26 protein-coding genes are annotated in these 22,693 nt (G+C 52.1%); 17 read left to right on the forward strand and 9 right to left on the reverse strand.

Annotated features, from left to right (window positions below; translation table 11 throughout):
• The first annotated feature begins 143 nt into the window (after positions 1–143).
• From tgt to RC73_RS06135, 8 genes are all read left to right on the forward strand, one after another.
• Positions 144–1,268: a tRNA guanosine(34) transglycosylase Tgt gene (tgt, locus tag RC73_RS06100; RefSeq protein ID WP_039033822.1), complete on the forward strand. Its 1,125-nt coding sequence runs from the start codon at positions 144–146 to the stop codon at positions 1,266–1,268.
• A gap of 28 nt (positions 1,269–1,296) precedes the next feature.
• The gene (yajC, locus tag RC73_RS06105; RefSeq protein WP_025011473.1) at positions 1,297–1,629 is read left to right on the forward strand and encodes a preprotein translocase subunit YajC; all 333 of its coding nucleotides are present in this window, start codon (positions 1,297–1,299) and stop codon (positions 1,627–1,629) included.
• 17 nt (positions 1,630–1,646) lie between these two features.
• Complete coding sequence (secD, locus tag RC73_RS06110) at positions 1,647–3,497, forward strand: protein translocase subunit SecD (protein ID WP_039033823.1); 1,851 nt, start codon at positions 1,647–1,649, stop codon at positions 3,495–3,497.
• 11 nt (positions 3,498–3,508) lie between these two features.
• Positions 3,509–4,456: a protein translocase subunit SecF gene (gene secF / locus RC73_RS06115; RefSeq protein WP_039033824.1), complete on the forward strand. Its 948-nt coding sequence runs from the start codon at positions 3,509–3,511 to the stop codon at positions 4,454–4,456.
• Positions 4,457–4,705: 249 nt separating this feature from the next.
• The gene (locus RC73_RS06120; RefSeq protein ID WP_039033825.1) at positions 4,706–5,023 is read left to right on the forward strand and encodes a putative signal transducing protein; all 318 of its coding nucleotides are present in this window, start codon (positions 4,706–4,708) and stop codon (positions 5,021–5,023) included.
• Between the two features lie 30 nt (positions 5,024–5,053).
• Positions 5,054–5,413 (forward strand): rhodanese-like domain-containing protein, encoded by a 360-nt coding sequence (locus tag RC73_RS06125; protein ID WP_039033826.1) that lies wholly within the window; start codon positions 5,054–5,056, stop codon positions 5,411–5,413.
• Positions 5,413–6,324, forward strand: a complete 912-nt coding sequence (locus RC73_RS06130; RefSeq protein WP_039033827.1) for a precorrin-2 dehydrogenase/sirohydrochlorin ferrochelatase family protein — start codon at positions 5,413–5,415, stop codon at positions 6,322–6,324. Before RC73_RS06125 ends, RC73_RS06130 begins: the two co-directional genes overlap by 1 nt.
• A 54-nt stretch (positions 6,325–6,378) precedes the next feature.
• The gene (locus RC73_RS06135; RefSeq protein WP_039033828.1) at positions 6,379–6,927 is read left to right on the forward strand and encodes a YaeQ family protein; all 549 of its coding nucleotides are present in this window, start codon (positions 6,379–6,381) and stop codon (positions 6,925–6,927) included.
• 88 nt (positions 6,928–7,015) lie between these two features.
• Here RC73_RS06135 and RC73_RS06140 read toward each other — a convergent pair whose 3' ends face one another.
• The 3 genes from RC73_RS06140 to RC73_RS06150 form a co-directional block, all read right to left on the reverse strand.
• Positions 7,016–8,458, reverse strand: coding sequence for a carbon starvation CstA family protein (locus RC73_RS06140; RefSeq protein WP_039033829.1), 1,443 nt, complete (start codon positions 8,456–8,458; stop codon positions 7,016–7,018).
• A 134-nt stretch (positions 8,459–8,592) separates the two neighbouring features.
• A complete protein-coding gene (gene btsR / locus RC73_RS06145) occupies positions 8,593–9,303 on the reverse strand; it encodes a two-component system response regulator BtsR (RefSeq protein WP_039033830.1) in 711 nt (236 codons plus the stop codon).
• The gene (locus tag RC73_RS06150) at positions 9,300–10,976 is read right to left on the reverse strand and encodes a sensor histidine kinase (RefSeq protein WP_039033831.1); all 1,677 of its coding nucleotides are present in this window, start codon (positions 10,974–10,976) and stop codon (positions 9,300–9,302) included. Before RC73_RS06150 ends, btsR begins: the two co-directional genes overlap by 4 nt.
• Before the next feature lie 121 nt (positions 10,977–11,097).
• Between RC73_RS06150 and RC73_RS06155 the strand changes: the two genes are divergently transcribed.
• Positions 11,098–11,340, forward strand: a complete 243-nt coding sequence (locus RC73_RS06155) for a YecH family metal-binding protein (protein WP_039033832.1) — start codon at positions 11,098–11,100, stop codon at positions 11,338–11,340.
• Here the strand turns inward: RC73_RS06155 and RC73_RS06160 are convergent.
• The 6 genes from RC73_RS06160 to suhB form a co-directional block, all read right to left on the reverse strand.
• Positions 11,334–11,684: a replication protein RepA gene (locus RC73_RS06160; RefSeq protein WP_039033833.1), complete on the reverse strand. Its 351-nt coding sequence runs from the start codon at positions 11,682–11,684 to the stop codon at positions 11,334–11,336. The genes RC73_RS06155 and RC73_RS06160 overlap by 7 nt on opposite strands.
• Entirely contained in the window at positions 11,671–12,339 is a 669-nt protein-coding gene (locus RC73_RS06165) for an AAA family ATPase (protein WP_039033834.1), read from the reverse strand. Before RC73_RS06165 ends, RC73_RS06160 begins: the two co-directional genes overlap by 14 nt.
• Before the next feature lie 72 nt (positions 12,340–12,411).
• The gene (locus tag RC73_RS06170) at positions 12,412–12,714 is read right to left on the reverse strand and encodes a PilZ domain-containing protein (RefSeq protein WP_039033835.1); all 303 of its coding nucleotides are present in this window, start codon (positions 12,712–12,714) and stop codon (positions 12,412–12,414) included.
• Between the two features lie 270 nt (positions 12,715–12,984).
• The gene (locus RC73_RS06175) at positions 12,985–13,389 is read right to left on the reverse strand and encodes a phosphate-starvation-inducible protein PsiE (protein ID WP_039033836.1); all 405 of its coding nucleotides are present in this window, start codon (positions 13,387–13,389) and stop codon (positions 12,985–12,987) included.
• Positions 13,390–13,474: 85 nt separating this feature from the next.
• Positions 13,475–14,641 carry an NnrS family protein gene (locus RC73_RS06180; RefSeq protein WP_052248038.1) on the reverse strand — a complete coding sequence of 389 codons (1,167 nt, stop codon included), beginning with the start codon at positions 14,639–14,641 and terminating at the stop codon, positions 13,475–13,477.
• Between the two features lie 332 nt (positions 14,642–14,973).
• Positions 14,974–15,774 carry an inositol-1-monophosphatase gene (gene suhB / locus RC73_RS06185; protein ID WP_039033837.1) on the reverse strand — a complete coding sequence of 267 codons (801 nt, stop codon included), beginning with the start codon at positions 15,772–15,774 and terminating at the stop codon, positions 14,974–14,976.
• A 150-nt stretch (positions 15,775–15,924) separates the two neighbouring features.
• Here suhB and trmJ point away from each other — a divergent pair, with 150 nt between their 5' ends.
• The 8 genes from trmJ (at position 15,925) to hscA (ending at position 22,692) form a co-directional block, all read left to right on the forward strand.
• Positions 15,925–16,653 (forward strand): tRNA (cytosine(32)/uridine(32)-2'-O)-methyltransferase TrmJ, encoded by a 729-nt coding sequence (trmJ, locus tag RC73_RS06190; RefSeq protein WP_039033838.1) that lies wholly within the window; start codon positions 15,925–15,927, stop codon positions 16,651–16,653.
• 14 nt (positions 16,654–16,667) lie between these two features.
• Positions 16,668–17,489, forward strand: a complete 822-nt coding sequence (gene cysE / locus RC73_RS06195; protein ID WP_039033839.1) for a serine O-acetyltransferase — start codon at positions 16,668–16,670, stop codon at positions 17,487–17,489.
• 197 nt (positions 17,490–17,686) lie between these two features.
• A complete protein-coding gene (gene iscR / locus RC73_RS06200; protein WP_025011489.1) occupies positions 17,687–18,148 on the forward strand; it encodes a Fe-S cluster assembly transcriptional regulator IscR in 462 nt (153 codons plus the stop codon).
• A gap of 81 nt (positions 18,149–18,229) precedes the next feature.
• A complete protein-coding gene (locus tag RC73_RS06205; RefSeq protein WP_039033840.1) occupies positions 18,230–19,444 on the forward strand; it encodes an IscS subfamily cysteine desulfurase in 1,215 nt (404 codons plus the stop codon).
• A gap of 32 nt (positions 19,445–19,476) precedes the next feature.
• Positions 19,477–19,860, forward strand: a complete 384-nt coding sequence (gene iscU / locus RC73_RS06210; RefSeq protein WP_039033841.1) for a Fe-S cluster assembly scaffold IscU — start codon at positions 19,477–19,479, stop codon at positions 19,858–19,860.
• A gap of 14 nt (positions 19,861–19,874) precedes the next feature.
• Positions 19,875–20,198: an iron-sulfur cluster assembly protein IscA gene (gene iscA / locus RC73_RS06215; RefSeq protein ID WP_025011492.1), complete on the forward strand. Its 324-nt coding sequence runs from the start codon at positions 19,875–19,877 to the stop codon at positions 20,196–20,198.
• 23 nt (positions 20,199–20,221) lie between these two features.
• Positions 20,222–20,746, forward strand: coding sequence for a co-chaperone HscB (gene hscB / locus RC73_RS06220; protein WP_039033842.1), 525 nt, complete (start codon positions 20,222–20,224; stop codon positions 20,744–20,746).
• 83 nt (positions 20,747–20,829) lie between these two features.
• The gene (gene hscA / locus RC73_RS06225) at positions 20,830–22,692 is read left to right on the forward strand and encodes a Fe-S protein assembly chaperone HscA (RefSeq protein WP_039033843.1); all 1,863 of its coding nucleotides are present in this window, start codon (positions 20,830–20,832) and stop codon (positions 22,690–22,692) included.
• The last annotated feature ends 1 nt before the right edge of the window (position 22,693 follow it).

Below are 22,693 nucleotides of genomic sequence, written 5' to 3' on the forward strand. Positions count from 1 at the left end.
TTTTTTTTTAAAAATCCCCGCCTCAATGAGCGGGTATTTTGTCTTAAGGGTGAACCTTTTGCTTTTTTGACCCTCTGTTGTCTATACGCTGCGGCCTAAGTCCGCGTAATTAAGGTCAGACTGTTTCTCTGACGAGGTAAATCATGAAATTTGAATTGGATACAACTGATGGCCGCGCACGCCGGGGCCGATTGATTTTTGACCGTGGCACAGTCGAGACCCCGGCTTTTATGCCGGTTGGAACTTACGGCACTGTGAAGGGGATGACTCCGGAAGAAGTGCGCGCCACCGGAGCCGATATTCTGCTGGGGAACACTTTCCACCTCTGGCTGCGCCCAGGTGAAGAGATCATGCGTAAGCATGGTGACCTGCACGATTTCATGAACTGGCAGCGGCCGATTCTCACCGACTCGGGTGGTTTCCAGGTTTTCAGTCTAGGTGATATTCGCAAGATCACCGAAGAAGGGGTGCATTTCCGCTCGCCCATTAATGGCGAAAAGATTTTCATGGATGCCGAGAAGTCGATGCTGATCCAATATTCGCTCGGCTCGGATGTGGTGATGATTTTCGATGAGTGCACGCCGTATCCTGCCACTCACGACGAAGCCCGCAAGTCGATGCAGATGTCACTGCGCTGGGCAAAACGTTCACGGGACGAGTTCGACCGCCTGGAAAATCCCAACTCACTGTTTGGGATTATTCAGGGCAGTGTCTATGAAGATCTGCGTGATGAAAGCCTCAAGGGCTTGTTGGAAATAGGTTTTGACGGCTATGCCGTCGGCGGCTTGGCTGTAGGGGAACCCAAGGCGGACATGCACAGAGTACTGGAGCATGTTTGCCCGCAGATCCCCACAGACAAGCCTCGTTATTTGATGGGGGTAGGCAAACCGGAGGATCTGGTTGAAGGCGTGCGTCGCGGTATCGACATGTTTGACTGTGTGATGCCAACCCGTAATGCCCGCAACGGTCACTTGTTTGTCACAGAAGGTGTTATCAAGATCCGCAACGCGCGGCATCGTGACGACACATCACCGCTGGATCCGGAATGTGACTGCTATACCTGTAAGAACTACTCACGGGCATATCTGTACCATCTGGACCGCTGTAATGAAATTCTCGGGGCCCGTCTCAATACCATACATAACCTGCGTTACTACCAAAGGTTAATGGAAGGTTTGCGCGGCGCCATTGAGACAGGTACATTAGACGCCTTTGTGAAGGACTTCTATGGTCGTCAAGGCCGTGAAGTACCTGAATTGGTGGATTGATTTTATTTGCTGATAAGAAGAGAAAAATATGTTTATTTCAAATGCTTACGCTAGTGCGGCCGGTGCTCCTCAGTCTGGCGGTACCATGGAATTGGTGTTCATGCTGGTGATCTTCGGTCTGATCTTCTATTTCATGATCTTCCGTCCTCAGTCCAAGCGTGTTAAAGAGCACAAAAATCTGATGGCGTCCCTGGGTAAGGGCGACGAAGTCCTGACCAGTGGTGGCATCATAGGCAAAATCGCCAAGATCAGCGATGAGAATGATTATGTTCTGCTGAGCCTGAACGACAGCACCCAGATCACCATCAAAAAAGATTATATCGCGGCGGTATTGCCAAAAGGCTCTATCCAGTCGCTATAAGCCAAGGGGGCTGAGGCGTGTTAAATAAGTATCCTTTATGGAAGAACCTGATGGTGATCATTATCATCGCCATCGGGGCTTTCTATGCCGTGCCTAACCTTTTTGGTGAGGATCACGCGGTACAAGTGGTGGGCACCCGCGGTGCGGATGTGACTGTCACGACCCAGACACAAGTGAACGACTTGCTGCAAAGCAAGGGGATAGGTGTCAAGCGTTCCGAGTTGGAAAACGGTCAGCTACTCGTCAGAGTCAACAATGCCGAACAGCAGTTGTTGGCCAAAGAAGCGATAGCCGAAGCCTTGGGTGACAAGTTCAGCGTAGCGTTGAACCTGGCACCGGCGACACCGGCCTGGCTCGAGTCACTCGGTGGTTCACCGATGAAATTGGGTCTTGACCTACGTGGTGGTGTGCACTTCCTGATGGAAGTGGACATGGGCGAAGCCATTCGCAAGATGGAAGAAGCCAAGATCGCCGATTTCCGCAGTCAACTGCGGGAAGAGGGGATCCGCTACTCGGGTGTCAAGGCTACGGCCAAAGGCATTGAGATCAAGTTCCGTGATGCCGAGAATCTGGCTAAAGCCGAGAGTTTCCTGAAGAGTCGCTCCAACGATATGGTGTTCAGTGACGCCAGCGAGGGCAATAACTTTGCCCTGATGGCCACCATGAGCGAAGTCTACCTCAAGCAGGTGAAAGAAGACGCTCTGTCGCAGAATATCACCACTATTCGTAACCGGGTGAACGAACTTGGGGTTGCTGAACCCGTAGTACAACGTCAAGGCGCCGAGCGCATTATCGTTGAACTGCCGGGGGTACAGGATACTGCTCGCGCCAAAGAGATCCTCGGGGCGACCGCTTCCATTGAATTCCATATGGTCGATGAGAAAGCCGACATGAATGCGGCGCAATCGGGCCGGGTGCCACCCGGCTCCGAGGTGTATCCACGTCGTGAAGGGGGTATTGCGGTATTGAAGAAAGAAGTGATGCTGACCGGTGATCATATTACCGGCGCTCAGCCAAGCTTCGATCAATACAGCCGGCCTCAGGTGAGTATCAGCCTGGACGCCAAGGGCGGGAATATCTTCTCCAACGTGACCAAAGACAACATCGGCAAGCCGATGGCGACCTTGTTTATCGAGTATAAGGACAGCGGTAAGCGTAACCCTGATGGCAGCGTGAAGATGGATAAGATCGAGGAAGTCATCTCTGTCGCGACCATTCAAGCCCGCCTCGGCCGAAACTTTGTTATCACGGGTCTGTCTCATGGCGAAGCCCAGAACCTGGCGTTGCTGCTGCGCGCCGGTGCGCTGATTGCACCTGTATCCATAGTGGAAGAACGTACCATAGGCCCAAGCCTGGGTGCCGAAAACATTGAAAACGGGATGCAGGCAATGCTCTGGGGTATGGCTGTGGTATTGATCTTTATGCTGATCTACTACCGTGCCTTTGGTGTTATTGCCAACCTGGCGCTGTGTGCCAACCTGATCATGGTGGTGGGTGTGATGTCGATGATCCCGGGCGCAGTACTGACGCTGCCGGGTATCGCCGGTATGGTGCTGACAGTGGGTATGGCGGTGGATGGTAACGTGCTTATCTACGAGCGTATCCGTGAAGAGCTTCGCGCTGGTCGCAGTGTTCAGCAGGCTATTCATGAAGGTTATGGCAACGCGTTCTCCACCATTGCCGATGCCAACATTACCACCTTCATCACCGCACTTATCCTGTTCGCAGTGGGCAGCGGCGCCATTAAAGGCTTCGCCGTGACCCTGATGATAGGTATCGCGACATCCATGTTTACCGCTATTGTCGGTACCCGGGCGGTTGTAAACGCCATGTGGGGCGGCAAGCGCGTGAAGAAACTGTCGATCTGAGGAAGCTGATTATGTTGCAGATTTTATCAATTAAAGGCTCTATCAACTTCCTGCGTCATGCTCTGCCTATCAGTATTATGTCGGCAGTGTTGGTCGTAGCTTCTCTGACTTCCCTGGCAACCAAGGGGATCAATTGGGGGCTGGATTTTACCGGTGGCACCTCTGTCATCATGGAATTTAGCAAACCCGCTAACCTGGACGAGCTGCGTCTTGCCCTCGATACCGAACCGACCTCGGGTGCCGTGGTGCAAAACTTCGGCTCCAGTCGTGATGTGGTAGTGCGCCTGCAGGTGCGCGAAGACATCAAGAGCGACCTTCAGGTTAAGGAAGTTTTTGCCGCTGCTGCCAAGCAAGACCCGGCAGTGCAGCAAAAGAGCGTAGAATTTGTCGGCCCTCAGGTCGGTAAGGAATTGGCAGAGCAGGGTGGCCTGGCGGTACTGGTTGCGCTGATCTGTATTCTTATCTACGTCTCTTTCCGGTTTGAATGGCGTCTGGCTATGGGTTCGGTCGCCGCATTGGCGCACGACGTGATAGTGACGCTGGGGGTGTTTTCCTTCCTGCAGTTGGAGTTCGACCTGACGGTACTGGCAGGTTTGCTGACCGTGGTGGGGTACTCGCTCAACGATACTATCGTGGTGTTTGACCGTATTCGTGAGAACTTCCTCAAGATGCGTAAGGCAACACCCGTGGAAGTGGTGAATACCTCAATCACCCAGACCATGAGCCGTACCATTATCACTACCGGAACCACGCTTATTACTGTGGTAGCGCTGTTTCTCAAGGGGGGCACCCTGATCCACGGCTTTGCCACGGCATTGCTGATGGGGATTTTGGTGGGTACTTACTCCTCCATCTATGTGGCGAGCTTCCTGGCCATTAAACTTGGGATCAACCGCGAACATATGATGCCGGTAGAAGTGGAGAAGGAAGGCGCCGATCAGCCTTCCATTATGCCCTGATAAACCGGGTAGAAAATAGCCACCTGCGGGTGGCTTTTTTGTGTCTGAGCATTACGGAGATAGCTCCGAGTTGGAATAAAACCTGAGTTTATGGCTCAAATATGCGCTTTTGTTATCAAAAGGTAAATTCACTTAATGCTGTCACTCGACAGTCCAGGCGTTTATCAGTAGCATGGGCTGCGGATCCTTCCACAGGATCCATTCCTTAATTTCTCTGCCGTGGCAGAGCCTAAAGTTGTAGGAAGAAACATGGAAGAACGAAAAGTCATGGTAGCCGGTGGTAATCTGCTGCAGGCCCATACCTGGAAGGGAATGCTGGAAACCTCAGGATTGAGGGTTGAGCTGCGCGGTGAAGCTCTGCTGGGCGGCGTGGGAGAGTTGCCGGTTGATATGCAAACCGTAGAGCTGTGGGTCCCGGAATCTCAGCGGGAGCAAGCACAATCACAATTGGCTAGTCTCGATGCCGATAGGCCTCAGTGGCAGTGCCTGCAATGTCATGAGTTCAACGACGCCAGTTTTGAACTTTGCTGGCAGTGTAGCGCCGAACGCAGCGAGTGCCATAATTAAGCTATCGATGGCAGGGCCCGGAGGTGACAAATGACAAATAGCCTTGATTTTACGGCCTTGGTTGAACAGGCCAGGGATCTGGTTCGAGAGTTAAGCATAGAAGAGTATCAGCATGATGATCGCTGGCAGCTCATTGATGTACGAGAAGATCATGAGTGGCTAAAAGATCGCCTGCCGCTGGCCAAGCATCTGTCCCGAGGCATACTGGAGCGGGATATTGGTAAGCGATTCCCGGACAAGTCAGCGGCGCTGCTACTCTACAGCGCCGGTGGGCAACGCGCTATACTGGCAGCATTGAGTTTGCAACGCTTGGGGTACCGGAATGTGGCTGCCCTTGACGGTGGTTATCGCGCCTGGTGTGCCCACGAACTGCCTTTGGTACAGGATTAATGCAGTATTTTCCTCTTTTTGTTGACACCTCACGCATAAGAGTGCTGTTGGTCGGTGGTGGTGAAGTGGCCAGCCGTAAACTGGATCTTTTGGCCAGAACTCAAGCTGAAATTCACCTTGTGGCGCCCAAGGTGAACGCCGAGGTGGAAGCCTATGCCGCCAGCGGCCGGATTTGGCTGTCTCGCCGGGGCGTGGAAGATCGGGATCTTGCCGAGCGAGAGCTGGTTTATCTGGCTACAGCTGATAGTAATCTGAACCAAACACTGGCGTCCAAGGCGCGCGAGCTTGGTGCATGGGTCAATGTGGTTGATACCCCATCCGAGTGTGATTTTATCACGCCCTCCATCGTTGATAGAGGACGGCTGGTAATGGCCATCAGTACCGCCGGTGCCGCGCCTGTGTTTGCGAGAGACTTGAGAGCTAAACTTGAAACTCTGCTGCCGCCAAGCCTCAGCTCTTTGCTGGATTTTATTGCCGATCACAGAGAGGAAGTGCAGCAGCGCTTGCCTTCGGTGGATGCCAGGCGGCGCTTCTGGGAGCATTTTTTTAAGCTCAATGGTGACAGGTTTGATGCCAGCACCCGGGAGAATTTTGAGCTGAGTTTTGTCTCAGGCGAGGCGCAGGGAGAGTTATTGCTGCTGGCAGATGATTGCCATCTGCAGTTGTTGCCGCTGGCCGCGATGCCGATGCTGCAGCGGATAGACAGCCTGATAACAGATGGCGCCCCAACGGCTGAGTTACTGGAGCTTATCCGCCGGGACGCGTCACGCACAGCCCCCATGGCCGACAGTGCCCTGTTGGCATCCTATCAAGCCGGCATGCGGATGCTGCGTCTGGCCGACGCAAACGAAGTCGCCAGGCTCAAAGCGGCGTTCCCATTCGCCAAACATTTGCGCCCCGGCGCTATTTAAACCCTTTATTTCCTTATTGAGGCTGCATCTGCCTCCTATCACAGAGAAATTATCATGGCCTTGAAGGCGAGTATTTTTAAAGTTCAGCTCAGTATTGCTGATATGGACCGGCATTATTATCAGGATCATCAGCTGACCATTGCCCAACATCCGTCGGAAACCGACGAGCGTATGATGGTGCGTCTGTTGGCTTTTGCGCTCAACGCTTCTGACAGTTTGGCCTTCAGCAAGGGTTTATGTGTTGATGATGAACCCGAACTTTGGGATCGCGAGCTTAACGGTGATATTCGTTTGTGGGTCGAGTTTGGCCAGAGCGATGAAAAATGGCTGCGCAAGGCTAGCGGCCGTGCCGACGAAGTGCAGCTGTTTGCTTATGGTGGCCGCAGCGTGCCGGTATGGTGGCAACAGAATCAACATGCCTTTAACCGTTATGCCAACCTTAAGGTGTGGGAGATACCCGAAGAGCAGGTGAAGGAGATGGCGCAGTTGGTCAGCCGTTCAATGAAACTGGGCTGCAATATCAGCGACGGGATTATTTATCTGAGCAGCGACAGTGCCAGCGTGATGGTAGAACCTAAAGTGTTGAAGCCCTTGGCATTGTGATTGGCTCGGTTGCTGCGAATCGTTTTACATAACAAGAGCCGCCTCAAAAGGGCGGCTCTTGGTTTATGCAACGTTTTACCTCCAGAGCTTAACCTTCTTCTGGGAGTATTTCATCGACCTCGTTGCGGCCCTTGGTCTTTATTATCACCAGGGCGGTTATCAGCAGAGTCACCACTATGCCGCTGATGGTGGATACTGTCATTGGCAGACCTGCGCCCAGGGTACTGGAGTTGAGCAGGAAGCTTATCACCACTGTGGTCATAAACATCGCCGGAATGGTACAGATCCAGTGCAGCTTGTTGTGGCGTAGCAGGTAGGCTGAAGCTGTCCATAGCATCATCACTGCAGTGGCTTGGTTGGCGACCCCGAAGTAGCGCCAAATGACACCGAAGTCCACTTGGGTCAGTATGGCCCCGATGATGAACAGCGGAATTGCCAACATCAGTCGCTTGGGCATCTCAGTCTGAGGCATATTGAAGTACTCAGATAAGATCAGCCGGGCGGAGCGGAAGGCGGTATCGCCGGAGGTGATAGGCAGAATGATTACCCCAAGCACCGCCATGAAGCCACCGACTGCACCGAGAAGGCCGGTTGAGGCGCTGTAAACCACGTTGGCAGGGTTGCCGTCCATGCCGGCTTTCAGTCCCTCGACACCGTCGAAGAAAGACAGAGCCACGGCACACCAGATAAGGGCAATGATACCTTCGCCTATCATGGCACCGTAGAACACGAAGCGGCCATTGGATTCATTTTCAACACAGCGTGCCATCAGTGGGGACTGCGTCGCATGGAAACCTGACACGGCACCACAGGCGATGGTGATGAAGAGCGCTGGCCACAACGGGGCATTGTCAGGGTTCAGGTTCTGCAGAAAGTCACCGGCTTCAAAGCCCGGCAACAGAGTATGTTCACTGGACAGGATTATGGCTATGGTCAAACCGATAGACATGAACAGCAGTAAGGCGCCGAAGAAGGGATAGAGGCGACCTATAATTTTGTCTACCGGCACTATGGTGGCAATCAGGTAGTAAACGAAGATAATGCCGACAAACAGACCGACGCTGCCGCCGGTAAGCTTACCGAGCAAGCCGGCAGGAGCCGAGATAAATACCACACCTACCAACAACAGCAGTATGATGGCGAAGATGTTCATAAAGTTCTTGGCGCCTTTACCAAGGTACTTACCCGCCAGGTTAGGCACTGACTGACCGCCGTTACGTACCGACAGCATGCCGGAGAAGTAGTCGTGCACCGCACCGGCAAAGATACAGCCGATAACAATCCACAACATGGCCGCCGGGCCGTATAGCGCCCCCAGAATAGGACCGAAAATAGGCCCCACGCCGGCAATATTTAACAATTGGATAAGGTAGACCTTGCCCTTGGACATGGGCACATAGTCAACACCGTCTGTTTGGGCGTAGGCGGGTGTTTGTCTTTTATTGTTGATCCCGAATATTTTTTCTACAAAAGTACCGTAGATGAAGTAGCCGCCAATCAATAGACCGACACACAGCAAAAACCACATCATAGTTGTAATCTCCCCGATTTGAGTTGACGCAATTGTAAACACTTTGGTTACAAGGCCCAGCGGGAACTGGGTCAGCGGTCAAAAGTCGGGGGTGAGCGGTTATCTAGGCCGCTGAGCGGTTGTTAGCTTGTGCTTTACTGATAACCAAACAGCTGCTTCAGTGGCTTGAGAAAGCGCCTAGATACCGGGATCTTGGCGCCGCTGCGAGTGGTGACTTCGGCGCCTGTTTCCAGCAGTTCTATTTCGGCAATGGCCTTGGGGGCCACCAGATACTGGCGATGACATCTGAGCAGCGGGGTTTTTTCTTCCAGCAGTTTCAGTGTTAACTGGGTATGAACCTTTTCTCTGGCGGTCGCAACATGCACTCCACCGAGATCGCTGAAGACAAACTCTACCTCAGTGACCGGGATCACCTTGAGACGGTTGCCGCTGAAACAAGGAAGGTGTTCCAGTTGTTGCGGTGCTATGGCTGACAGCGACTGAGGTCTGAGATCCCGGCGCAGCTTATCCAGGGTCTGACTGAGGCGCTTCTCATCCAAGGGTTTGAGCAGATAGTCGAAGGCATGGTTATCGAAGGCCTTGACGGCAAATTCATCGTAGGCAGTAACAAATACCACTCTGGGCATATTGTCGGGATCCAGCATGGCGATAAGCTCCATGCCACTGATCCTCGGCATTTGAATATCCAGGAACAGTAACTGAGGCTTGAGCTTGGCTATCGCCTGCATGGCCTCAATGGCGTTGCCACATTGACCGAGAATTTCAATGTCGCCGGCCTGAAGCAGCAGCTCGGCCAACTCTTCGCGGGCAAAAGGTTCGTCATCGACAATAAGACAAGTGATCACAGGGCTGTTTCCGTTATAGGTAGATGTATGCTGACTCTAGTGTAACTGTCACGTTGGTATTCGACACTGACGCCATAATCGGGGCCGAAGAGATTTTGTATTCTTTTATGCACCAGATTCATCCCCAGGCCATCGGATTCTTCGGCGGGTTGATAAAGCCCTGCATTGTCGGTGACTTCCAGTATGAGTCTGTCATCTGTGCGGCGGCCTTCTACCTGAATACGGCCAGTGTCTATCAGATGCGAAGTGCCATGTTTGACAGCATTTTCTATGATGGGCTGCAGGGTAAAGGCCGGTACTCTGATGGTCAGCAGAGATTCGGGTATGGCGATATCTACCTCGAGCTTATCAATGAAGCGGGCTTTTTCTATGGTGAGATAGGCTTCGATATGCTCGAGTTCATCTCCCAGGGTCACCAGGCCGGCAGTACGCTTGAGGTTAATCCGTAAAAACTGACTCAGCTGTTGTAGCAAGGTTCTGGCCATGGGCGGATCGCGACGTATGATGGCACCTATGGTATTGAGCGCGTTGAACAGAAAATGTGGGTTAACCTGAGCCTGCAACAGTTTGAGTTCCGCCTGGGTGAGCAGGTTTTGTTGCTGCTCGAAACGGCCGTAGAGAATCTGGTTCGACAGCAGGCGGGCGATCCCTTCTCCCAAGGTGCGGTTGATGTTGAGAAACAGCTTATTCTTGGGTTCATACAGTTTAATGGTGCCTATGACCTCGTTGTCACTGCGAAGTGGGATCACCAAACTGGAACCCAGTTTACAGTTGGGGGAAATGGAACAGGCATAGGGAACTTCCACCCCATCGGCAAACATAACCTTGTTCTGGTGTATGGCATCTAGGGTTATTTGGGACGATATCAAGGTGCCGGGCAAGTGGTGGTCGGCACCTATGCCGATAAAGGCCAGGAGTTTTTCCCTGTCCGTGATGGCCACTGCGCCGACATTGGTTTCCTCTATGACTATCTTGGCAACCTGAGTACTGGTTTCCTCGTTGAAGCCGGAGCTCAAGAGCCCCACACTGCGTTCGGCAATTTTCAGCGCCTTGGTGGAAAAGCTGGAGGAGAGCTTATCGAACATGGTTTTTTGATCCCGTACCATGCTCATAAACAGGGCCGCACCTATGGAGTTGACCAGCAACATGGGCGGAGCTATTTGACGCACCAGCCCCCAAGCTTCATCAAAGGGTTCAGCCAGCAGCAAGATAATGCTCATCTGCATCATCTCGGCATAAAAGGTGATAAGACACACCAGAATGGGATTGAATACCAACTCGGCCTTGCCTTGACGGCGCAGATAATAGCTGAACATCCCGGCCGATAAACCTTCCAAGGTAGTGGAAACCGCGCAGGCCAGATCGGTGAATCCACCGAGACTGTATCTGTGTAAGCCGCCGGTCAAGCCGACCAGCAAACCCGTCGTTGGGCCACCGAGCAGGCCACCGAGTACTGCACCCATGGCGCGGGTATTGGCGATAGCGCCATGGGTTTGCTCACCGAAATAGGTTGCCATGATGCAAAAGCCGGAAAACACCAGATAGAGAAAGATCTTATGGGGCAGGCGGGTCGATGCTTCGGTAAACAACTTGAACAAAGGGGTCTTGCTGACCAGATAAACGATCACCAAATACAGGCTCATCTGCTGTGTCAGCAATAGAATAAGGGACATGACAACTCCTCTTGCACAAGCAAACAACCGCCAAAACGACAAACAAGTTGCGTTAAATCAGGGAATACTGCAGCAAAATCCGTTAAAAATCGACTGCGACTCATAGTTTTGTGGAGGATACATGAATTCGTCGGTACATGGCCATCAGGTGTTGCAGTTGTTGCTGGAACAAACCGCTCCCATTAAACGGGACAATCTCAAGGCATTGATGCAGGAGCGTTTCGGTAGAGACGCCCGCTATCATACCTGCAGCGCCGAGGGAATGGACGCAGAGGCTTTGCTCAACTTTCTGGCCGCCAAGGGTAAATTTATCGAATCATCTCAGGGGCTGAGCACCCTTGAGAGCAAAATTTGTCGTCACTGAGTTTCATTCGCCTGATCTTTGGCAATCATTTCGGCTTGGGCTTTGTCGCTCAGACTGTGAAAGTTACGAATGAAGATACGCAGCAGTTTGGACTTGGCAATACCAGTCTTGCGGGCAATGTTGTCCAGTTGACTAATGCTGGCTTCAGTCAGGGTAAAAGTGGCATGGCGATAGAGACGGGTTGATTTTTTATCCAGTCCCGTTCGTGATTTGGCCAAAGAGCTCCCGCCTAAGCGACTGGGTTTTCCATGGGCGTAGTTATTGGCATCTTCGATGAAATCGTCGACAGAGACCTTTTTGGCCTTGGGTTTGATCTTGTGACGTTTGAGATCAGTTAAGCTCATAAGAGTTTTCCGGCGGGATGGATAACAGCTCGTCGGCAATATTGCGTATCTCCTCGGCGGCTTTTCCATCGGGCTCAATTTCGATGACCGAGGAGCCTTTTTCTTCACTGTCATCATAGATATTGCGGCTAAAAGTGACCGAGTCCAGCGCCCTCAGACCGAACGACTTTACTACATCTTTCGCTTCCAGAATGCGTTTGAACTGTGAAGGCAGCGCCGGACATTGAGTCAACACTATTGTTGCCACCATCTTGGGGTTGACCATCTTACAGGTGCTGAGCATATCTTCCATATGGGGCAAGGTTTTTAAATCACGCCGCTTGGGTCTCAAAGGGATCACCACATAACTGGCCACCGACATGGCGGCCCGCATTGCCAGGTTATCCTGGCCCCCGCAGTCGACTATCACATAGTCGAAGCGTTCATCCAGGCTCAGGAGATCGTTACGGATCTTGCCGTAGAGCTGGATACAGTTGATCGCAGGCAGGGAAGGGTCATTGTTGCGGGCCTGGATCCAGTCGGATGTGGTGCGCTGGGGGTCACAGTCGACCATTAACACGTTGGCCCGATATTTCTGGGTAATGTGTACAGCCAGATTTTGGGCCAGACAGCTCTTGCCACTACCCCCTTTCTCTCCGCCTACGAGCAGTATCATGGATTTTCTCCCCGTGTCCTTGGTACTTAAGTTGATGTAAAGTATAGAACACCCCGGATACTACGTCGGGGTCTAGATAAGTTGCATGGCGATGTGAAAACGCTTTGGGTTGATTTCGCTGCAACGGCACACCTGTCCCTTGATGGTATTTTGTGAATCGGTTCCTGCATGGAAGGTTACAGATACCAGTTCTCCCAAGGTAAAGGGCTGATGGTATTCAAACAGAACTCCCCGTCTGGACAGATCGATACAGATGCCATCGTCATTGAGTTCATCACCCGCTTTATTTATCCAATGAAGCCTGATCCGCTCCGCCTCCAGATCGACCCGCAATGATCTGCGTCTTTCGATAAAGTCATCCAGATTTTCATCCATGGCAGTCCCCTTAAGTTCAATGGATAGTAGGCCGTTATCCCATATTTACTAGGTTTGAGTCTCTCGAGGCTGTGGATGCGGAAACGGCTCTGGACATGTGTCCTGACAACTCTGATTTAGCGTATTTGCACCATACATTTTCATTATCGATGTGAGAATCAAACCCTATGTAAATGGGGTAAGTGTTTTAAAAATAGCATAGATTTGTCGATAGCTAGGGTCAGTTCTAAAGAGCAGATAAAAAAGAACCCGGCGTCTGCCGGGTTCCAGTTAGTTGTCATACTCTTGATTCTTGGGGTAGGGCATTTTTAACTGTCCCCAGCGGATCACTATCACGGTTGCGGCAAGTACTAAGGTTGAGATTGAAATGGCCACTATGCGCCAGTCTTCCATCGATTTCATGTCCAGGATGAGATAACGGGCCAAAGCTACTATTGCGATATAGAGTGGCATACGCACAGGTAACTTGCCGGATTCGGCATAATTGGCCACCATAGCCAGCACTTCCAGATAAATAAATAGCAGCAGTAGATCGGCAAGGGCCACAGCGCCCATTTTGAAGATATGCACTATCTCCTGGCCAATGGCGACGACTGTGGCAATGGCAATAACAAACAAGACCAGATGTTCGACGGCTTTAAGGCTCTTAGAGCCGTATTGGCGATACAGTTCCATGAAAACTCCCTGAAATCATTTCCTAAATAGTATCAGTAAATTTCCAGTTCGCCGCGAAATCTGTGTGATAGCTTTCACAGAACCTTTAACCGGGGCGGCCATCCAACCTCGCTCGGCAAAGAATTGGCGCGTAAAGCACTATAAAAGTGGTAAATGCCAATAGCCAGCAGAGAATCGCGCCCATTAGTAAGATTTGACTTAGCTGAGGCACAATGGCTGCCGCGACCCTCAAGGCTGCAGCCAGTAACATTAAGCCAAAGGCGGGGATCATAGGCCAGGCAATCTGCAATGGTCTGCCGGAATGCCCCAGAGATACCCTTGCCATCATAGCCAAGATCATTCCACCCATACCGCCAACGGTCAGAGCATGAAACCCCAACATCATCTGGCCGCTGACACCAATAATCAGCAGTCCTATCGGAATACACAGGTAACTTAAATGCAGTGACCATAGCAGTGGTACCTTGAGGCTGGCATGCCAGCCCCAGCGTGCCCAGCGCAACAACAGTACTGTGCCAGCCAGCAAGGCCAATGTTTGTGTCAACCAGGAATAGGGTAAAAACAAGCTGATCAGCATGAGAATCAAAGAAGCGAAGCTAAGTGCCTCGAGTACAGGGCTTGGCGCCCCGCGCTTGAAATCTGTGGCGCGTTCGGTAAAGAAGGGGATCACCCTGCCGCCGAGCAGGGCCACCAGAATAACGATCAACAAGGCTGCGGCCTGCAGTGCCTTTTGTGCCAACCCTGGCTGTTCAAGGCCGAGATAAGAGAGGACGTTGGCGCCGAAGAGCAACAGCAGCAGCGGCACAAACACCAGGTTACGCCACTGTTTGACTCGAATAACGGCTAAACCGAGTAGTAGCGCCGTGATCGGGAAGAAGGCCAGATCCAGCAGCATGACCCAGGTAAAAGGAATTGTGTCGGCATCGAGCAAGAGTAGTCTGGGAGCCAGCCATAGACACCAGAGCAGCAGTAAAGGCCAGCCTCTTATGCCGGGGATCCCTGTCCAGTTTTGAACTGCTGTTAACAAAAAGCCCGCGATAACAGCGCCGGTGAAACCGAATAACATTTCGTGACCATGCCACCACAGAGGATTGGCGTGGAACGTCAGTTGGGTTTGACCACTGAGCAAGGCTCCCCAAAGCAAGAGCGACAACAAGCCGAACAGGCTGGCACCGAGAAAAAAAGGCCTGAAGCCCAAACGAAAGAGCGCCAGTGGAAACTGCTTGTTGGCCGGTTCATCGATGTTGAGGATGCTGCCTCGGATGTTGCGAGTGCCGGATTTGCTCATAGTCTTGCCTCAAATACCCAAACAAAATACTCGGGTATTTTAAGGCGTAATGTAAATGCATGTAAATACATCCAAAGAGTTATCTGCTTGAAGGGTAGGGGGAAGATACTCATCCTTGGTTATTTCGGCTTGGCTCGTCCAACGCCTTATTGATTAATCCCGGTTTGAGCAAATCTTGATTGCATCAAGCAAGGGGCGAATGGACTGAGGTTGGCTTCACTTTCGCGGCACCCAGGTATAAAAAAAACCGCCATAAGGCGGTTTTCTCTATTTAATTAAGCACCTTGCTTAATAACTTACTTCAGAGCGTCGCTCAACAGAGGACGGAAGCGTTTGACCAGCAGGCTGGTGGCTTTAGGCGCACCGGCAACTATGTGGCCGGAGAGCAGGTAGTTGTGACCGCCACTGAAGTCGGTAACTGTACCACCGGCTTCACGAACAATCAGATCGCCGGCGGCGATATCCCAAGGCTTGAGGCCCAGTTCGAAGAAGGCGTCTACACGACCGGCGGCTACATAAGCCAGATCCAGAGCGGCAGAGCCGGCGCGGCGTAAGTCGGCACTCAGAGAGAAAGCTTCGCCAAACAGTTTCATATAAGTTTCGGTGTGCTGACGGGCCTTGAAAGGGAATCCAGTGGCAACCAGGCTTCCACCCAGATCGTTGACATTGTTTACTCGCAGACGGAAATCATTCAGCTTGGCCCCTTTACCGCGGACGGCGCTAAACAGTTCGTCGCGAACGGGATCATAAACAACGGCAACTTCAGTTTTGCCCTTGTACTGCATGGCGATAGAAACGGCGAAGTGAGGTACACCATTAACAAAGTTATTGGTGCCGTCCAGAGGATCAACAATCCACAGATAATCTTGGTTGGTGCCGCGGTTTTCGCCATTTTCCTCACCCACTATACTGTGGTCTGGATAGGACTTGCGGATCTGATAGATAATTGCTGCTTCTGCTTCCTTGTCTACACTGGTCACAAAATCGTTGACACCTTTGGCATCGACTTCAATACGGTCGAGTTCGGTGTAGGCACGCATAATAGTTTGGCCCGCAGCGCGAGCAGCGCGCACGGCAATAGTCAGCATCGGATGCATTGCAATCCCCTGGATGTTAAAGAACGGACAAAAATTCGGCGCAGATTATACCCTAGTTGACGCCGATATCAAATGGCGATTTTTCTATAAGCAAAAAAATATGCCTGTGGTACCATCCGCCTCCTGATTTTTTATTTTTGAAGTTGTTCCATGCTCTCCAATATTCGTGTCGTCCTGGTAGGTACCACGCATCCCGGCAATATAGGTTCTGTGGCCAGGGCCATGAAAACAATGGGATTATCCAACCTTTATCTAGCGGAGCCAAAAGCTGAACCAGACGGTCAGTCCATAGCGCTTGCCGCCGGCGCCTCTGATATTCTCAAACATCTGGTCAAAGTCGACAGCCTGGAAGAGGCAATTAAAGACTGCAGTCTGGTGATTGCCACCAGTGCCCGCAGTCGCACACTCGACTGGCCCGTGCTTGAACCCCGTGAGGCGGGCAGCAAATTGGCGCTTGAAAGTTGCCAGGGGCCTGTCGCTATTGTCTTTGGCCGTGAAAGCCATGGCTTGAGCAACGAAGAGTTGCAAAAATGCCACTATCATGTGTGTATCCCCGCCAACCCGGAATACAGCTCACTCAACCTGGCTCAGGCGGTGCAGCTTATCTGCTATGAAACGCGGGTGGCCTGGTTGGAGAAACATCAACAAGCCGAGCAGGAGCTGGTCGAGTATCCCAGCAGTGAAGATCATGAGCGCTTTTTTGAACATCTGGAACGGACACTGCAAAAAACCGGCTTTATCATTAAGAATCATCCGGGACAGGTGATGATTAAGCTGAGGCGCCTGTTTACCCGGGCCAGAATCGAAACGCAGGAGATGAATATACTGCGCGGGATCCTGACATCGGTAGAAAAAAAGGTCGACAGTAAAGAAGAGTAATCCGAGGAATCAAGATGGGTGTGATAGCCAGACTGAAAGAGGACATAGGATCCATTTATCACAGGGATCCTGCGGCGCGGGGCACATTGGAGATATTGCTCAACTATCCGGGAATGCAGGCCATTTGGCTGCATCGTATCAGCCATAAACTGTGGAAGGCCAATTGGTGTTTTCTGGCGCGCTGTCTGTCTACTTTTTCCCGTTGGCTTACCGGGGTGGAAATACACCCGGGCGCAACCATAGGTAGGCGATTTTTTATTGACCATGGCATGGGAGTCGTGATTGGCGAAACAGCCGAAATTGGTGATGACTGCACTCTTTATCACGGGGTGACTCTGGGGGGCACCACCTGGCAAGCCGGCAAACGTCATCCGACCTTGGGCAATAACGTGGTTATAGGCGCAGGAGCCAAGGTGCTAGGCCCCATTACTATGCATGATGGGGCTCGTGTTGGTTCCAACTCTGTGGTGGTTAAAGACGTGCCCAAGGACACTACTGTTGTGGGCATTCCTGGCCGGGCCGTCACTGTTGCATCGGCTCAATCCAAGGAAACCAGTGCCCGCCGCAGTGCCATGGCCAAGAAGTACGGTTTTGATGCCTACGCCGTTTCTCCCGATAATCCAGACCCTGTTGCCAATGCCATAGGCCAGATGCTGGATCATATGCATTTGATGGACTCCAAAGTACAGGAAGTTTGTCAGGCGGTTCAGAAAATGGGCGGCAGTGTCTGTACTGAACGTCTGCCTGAGTTGGATGTGGGCGAGTTCAGTGATGCCGAAACTGCTGCGGCACAAAAGCGTCAACAGTCAATGGATGAGTTTGATCCCATTATCTGATACTCGATGACCATTTTATCGGCTTTTGCCATTGAATAATCGTGGCGAAAAAGGTTAAATACCCCACCAAGCAGACAGGGTATTCAACCTGATTTATGAACCACAATACCCGAGTAAACAAGTAGGATTTATACTTGACTAAATTGCTCGGGTATGTTGAAATTCCCACATACCTGTTTGGGAGCCGTGGTCGTTTTATGAAACTTACATCTAAGGGTCGCTACGCAGTGACAGCCATGCTGGACGTGGCCATACATTCGGCGCAGGGGCCGGTACCGCTGGCAGATATTTCCGAGCGCCAGGGGATTTCCCTTTCTTATCTAGAACAACTCTTTGCCAAACTGAGAAAGCAGGGCTTGGTTGCCAGTGTGCGCGGTCCCGGTGGTGGTTATCGCCTCGGACTGGAAGCCAATGACATCTCGGTGGGCATGGTGGTACATGCGGTAGATGAATCTGTCGATGCCACCCGCTGTCAAGGCCAGGGGAATTGCCAAAGTGGCACCCGCTGTCTGACGCATTCGCTCTGGGGTGACCTGAGCAAACAGATTTCTGACTTTTTAAATGGCATCAGCCTTGCTGCACTGATGCAGAAACGAGATGTACAGTTTATCTCGGTAAAGCAAGACAAGATGCAGCAGGAGCAGAGAGTCAGCGCTTGAGCTGATCCTCTGTTGGATATAAAAACGAATAATGTACGTTGTATGTAGCCTCGGCCGAGACTGCGAAGTACGGAGTGTGTAATGAAGCTTCCTATCTATTTGGATTATGCCGCAACAACGCCTGTAGACCCCCGGGTTGCAGACAAAATGGTACAGTACATGACAATGGACGGTGTATTCGGTAACCCCGCATCCCGTTCACACCGCTACGGCTGGCAGGCCGAAGAAGCAGTGGATATCGCCCGTAACCAAGTCGCGGAGTTGATCAATGCCGATCCCCGTGAAATTGTGTTTACTTCAGGTGCCACCGAATCTGACAACCTGGCTATCAAAGGTGTTGCCCACTTCTACCAGAAGAAGGGTAAACACATCATCACCAGCAAGACTGAGCACAAGGCAGTACTGGATACTTGTCGTCAGTTGGAGCGTGAAGGTTTCGAGGTCACTTATCTGGAGCCTGCAGCCAACGGCATTATTCCCATGGAGCGCCTGGAAGCGGCCATGCGTGACGACACCATTCTTGTCAGCATCATGCATGTCAACAACGAGATTGGTGTGATCCACGATATCGATGCCATCGGCGAACTGTGCCGTAGCAAAGGCATCATCTTCCATGTGGATGCTGCCCAGAGTGCCGGTAAACTGCCTATCGATATTCAAAAGACCAAGGTCGACCTCATGTCTATCTCGGGTCACAAGATGTATGGCCCCAAAGGCATAGGTGCCCTGTATGTGCGCCGTAAGCCTCGTATTCGTCTGGAAGCACAGATGCACGGCGGTGGTCATGAGCGTGGTATGCGCAGCGGCACCCTGGCGACTCACCAAATTGTGGGTATGGGCGAAGCGGCAGCCATTGCCAAAGCTGATATGGAAAAAGATAACGAACGTATTCGCTATCTGCGCGACAAGCTGTGGAATGGTATCAAAGATATTGAAGAAACCTATCTCAATGGTGATATGGAGCAGCGTGCCTGTGGCAGCTTGAACGTCAGCTTTAACTATGTGGAAGGCGAGTCGCTGATGATGGCGCTCAAGGACTTGGCCGTATCTTCCGGCTCGGCCTGTACTTCTGCCAGTCTTGAACCCAGCTATGTGCTGCGTGCCCTGGGACTGAATGACGAGATGGCGCACAGCTCAATCCGTTTCTCCATCGGTCGTTTCACTTCTGAAGAAGAGATCGATTACGCAATCGAAACCATTAGAAACTCTATTGGCAAACTGAGAGAAATGTCACCACTTTGGGAAATGTTCAAAGATGGTGTGGACCTCAACCAGGTGCAGTGGGCACACCACTGATCCCCGCGGATAGATGAATTTGGAGCAGTATCATGGCTTACAGTGAAAAAGTGATAGATCATTACGAGAACCCGCGTAACGTAGGTTCTTTCGACAAGAACGACCCATCCGTAGTAACAGGTATGGTGGGTGCGCCCGCCTGTGGTGACGTGATGAAGCTGCAGCTCAAGATTGATGAACAGGGCATTATTGAAGATGCTCGCTTCAAGACTTATGGCTGTGGCAGCGCCATCGCATCAAGCTCTTTGGTGACTGAATGGGTTAAAGGCAAGTCCATTGAGGAAGCGGCCGCCATCAAGAACACGGATATTGCAGAAGAGTTGGCTCTGCCACCTGTGAAGATCCACTGTTCGATTCTGGCCGAAGACGCCATCAAGGCGGCTCTGGAAGAGTACAAGTCCAAGCAAGCTAAATAACGCCAGGAGTTAAGATGGCTATTACTATGACGCCTGCCGCCGCCGAGCGTGTCCGTGCCTTCCTCAGCAACAGAGGAAAAGGTATAGGTTTGCGTTTGGGGCTCAAAACTTCAGGCTGCAGCGGGATGGCTTACGTTCTGGAATTTGTCGACGAACTCAATGAAGATGATGAGGTATACAACATAGATGGTGTTAACATCATCATAGATGCCAAGAGCTTCATCTATCTTCAGGGGATCGAGCTGGACTTTGTCAAGGAAGGACTCAACGAAGGCTTTAAATTCAATAACCCTAACGCCAAAGGTGAGTGTGGTTGCGGTGAGAGCTTCACGGTTTGAGTTCCACCGCCGCCTGAGAGTATATGAATTATTTCGAGCTGTTTGATTTAACTCCCTCCTTTGATGTGGACACCGCCGAGCTGGCCAGTCGCTATCGCGATTTGCAGCGGGCGGTGCATCCCGACAAGTTTGCCAACGCCAGTGAACAGCAAAAGCTGTTGGCCATTTCCCGCACCGCCCAGATCAACGACGCCTTTCAGACCCTGAAAGATCCTATCCGTCGAGCCGAACATATGTTGGCGCTCAAAGGTGTAGATATCAGTCACGAAACCACTACGGTTAAAGACACCGCCTTTTTGATGCAGCAGATGGAATGGCGTGAAGCGCTGGAGGAAATTGGTCAGGGCGCTGATGCCCAGAGTGATATTGATGAACTCGATGCTTCATTCGCGGCTTATCGTAAGCAGGTGACTGAGCTGCTGCGCAACCAACTTCACAGTTCCACAGAGGCCGATGCAATTGCCGCGGCAGATCAAGTCCGTAAGTTGAAGTTTATGGCAAAATTGCAGGATGAACTGCAGCGGGCCCAGGATGCGCTGTTCGACTGAATTCGCTTTCGGCCTTAAAGCATATTCCTACGGTTGGCTCAATTTCTGATTGAGCCAACTTTTTAAACACAAGATGGAAGACTATGGCACTTTTGCAGATTGCTGAACCCGGCCAAATGGCCGCTCCTCATCAACACAGATTAGCCGCCGGGATAGACTTGGGTACCACCAACTCCCTGGTTGCTGCGGTTCGCAGCGGCGAGACCAGTACACTGGCCGACGAGCAAGGTCGGCATTCATTGCCATCTGTGGTGCACTATGGCGAGCAGGGCGTCCGAGTAGGTCACGATGCCCTGGCCGATTCGGCCAAGGATCCTGAAAACACCATAGTGTCGGTGAAGCGCTTCATGGGCCGTTCTTTGGCCGATGTACAAAGCGGTGAGCAAGCTTTCCCCTATCATTTTGAGGCCAGTGAAAACGGCCTGCCATTGTTTGTCACCCGCACAGGTAAAATAAATCCGGTTCAGGTGTCTGCCGAGGTATTGCGCCCCTTGATTGCCCGCGCCGAGTCCACTCTGGGGGGACCATTGGAAGGCGTGGTTATCACAGTGCCTGCTTATTTTGATGATGCCCAGCGTCAGGGAACCAAAGATGCGGCAGCCTTGCTTGGCATCAAGGTGTTACGCTTGCTCAATGAGCCGACGGCGGCCGCCATCGCCTATGGCCTGGACTCGGGGCAGGAAGGGGTTATTGCTGTTTATGACTTGGGCGGCGGCACCTTTGATATTTCTATTTTGCGTCTCAACCGCGGCGTATTTGAAGTCTTGGCGACCGGCGGCGACTCGCGTCTGGGTGGTGATGACTTTGATGAACTGCTGCAAGGCTTACTGCGTGAACGCATGGCGCTGGAGTCGCTTTCCAGCCAGGAAGCGCGGCAGTTGCTGATGGAAGCCCGGCGGGTAAAAGAAGCGCTGACCGATAGCGACAGCACTATTGCTAAGCTGACACTGCAAGACGGCAGTGAGCGTGAAGCCGAAGTGAGTCGCAGTGAGTTTGACCAGTTGATAAACACGCTGGTGAAGAAAACCATTCAAGGTTGCCGCAAGGCTTTGCGTGACGCCGGAGTGGATGCCGACGAGGTGCTGGAAACCGTGATGGTTGGTGGCTCTACCCGGGTGCCGCTGGTGCGGGAAATGGTCGGTGACTTCTTTGGTAAGACGCCGCTGACGTCTATTGACCCGGATCGCGTGGTCGCCATAGGCGCTGCGGTACAGGCCGATATTCTGGTGGGTAACAAGCCTGACTCGGATCTCTTGCTGCTGGATGTGATCCCGCTGTCGCTCGGCATTGAAACCATGGGCGGTTTGGTGGAGAAAGTGATCCCGCGTAACACCACCATTCCGGTGGCCAGAGCCCAGGAATTTACCACCTTTAAAGACGGTCAGAGCGCCATGGCGTTTCATGTGGTGCAAGGTGAACGTGAGCTGGTGGCCGATTGCCGCTCTCTGGCACGCTTTACTCTCAAGGGCATTCCACCATTGGCCGCTGGCGCGGCGCATATTCGGGTGACCTTCCAGGTCGATGCCGATGGTTTACTCAGCGTCACTGCCATGGAGAAGTCTACCGGGGTGCAGTCCAGCATCCAGGTTAAGCCTTCCTTCGGCCTGAGTGATACTGAAATTGCCGGAATGCTTAAAGACTCGATGCAGAATGCCAAAGAGGATATTGAGCTGAGAATGCTCACAGAGCAGCGAGTGGAAGCGGCCAGAGTGCTGGAATCGCTGCACTCGGCGCTGGCTAAAGATGGCGAACTTCTCAGCCAGGAGGAACGTGCTCTGGTTGACAGCGCTATGGCTGACTTGAATGAAACTGCCGCCAATGGTGATGTTGATGCCATCAAAGCGGCGATAGAAGCGGTGGATGCGCAGACCCAGGAGTTTGCCGCCAGACGCATGGACAATTCGATTCGGACCGCACTGAAGGGTCAGTCGGTCGATAACATATAGG

Source organism: Shewanella sp. ECSMB14102 (assembly GCF_000813075.1).
Lineage (GTDB): Bacteria > Pseudomonadota > Gammaproteobacteria > Enterobacterales > Shewanellaceae > Shewanella > Shewanella indica.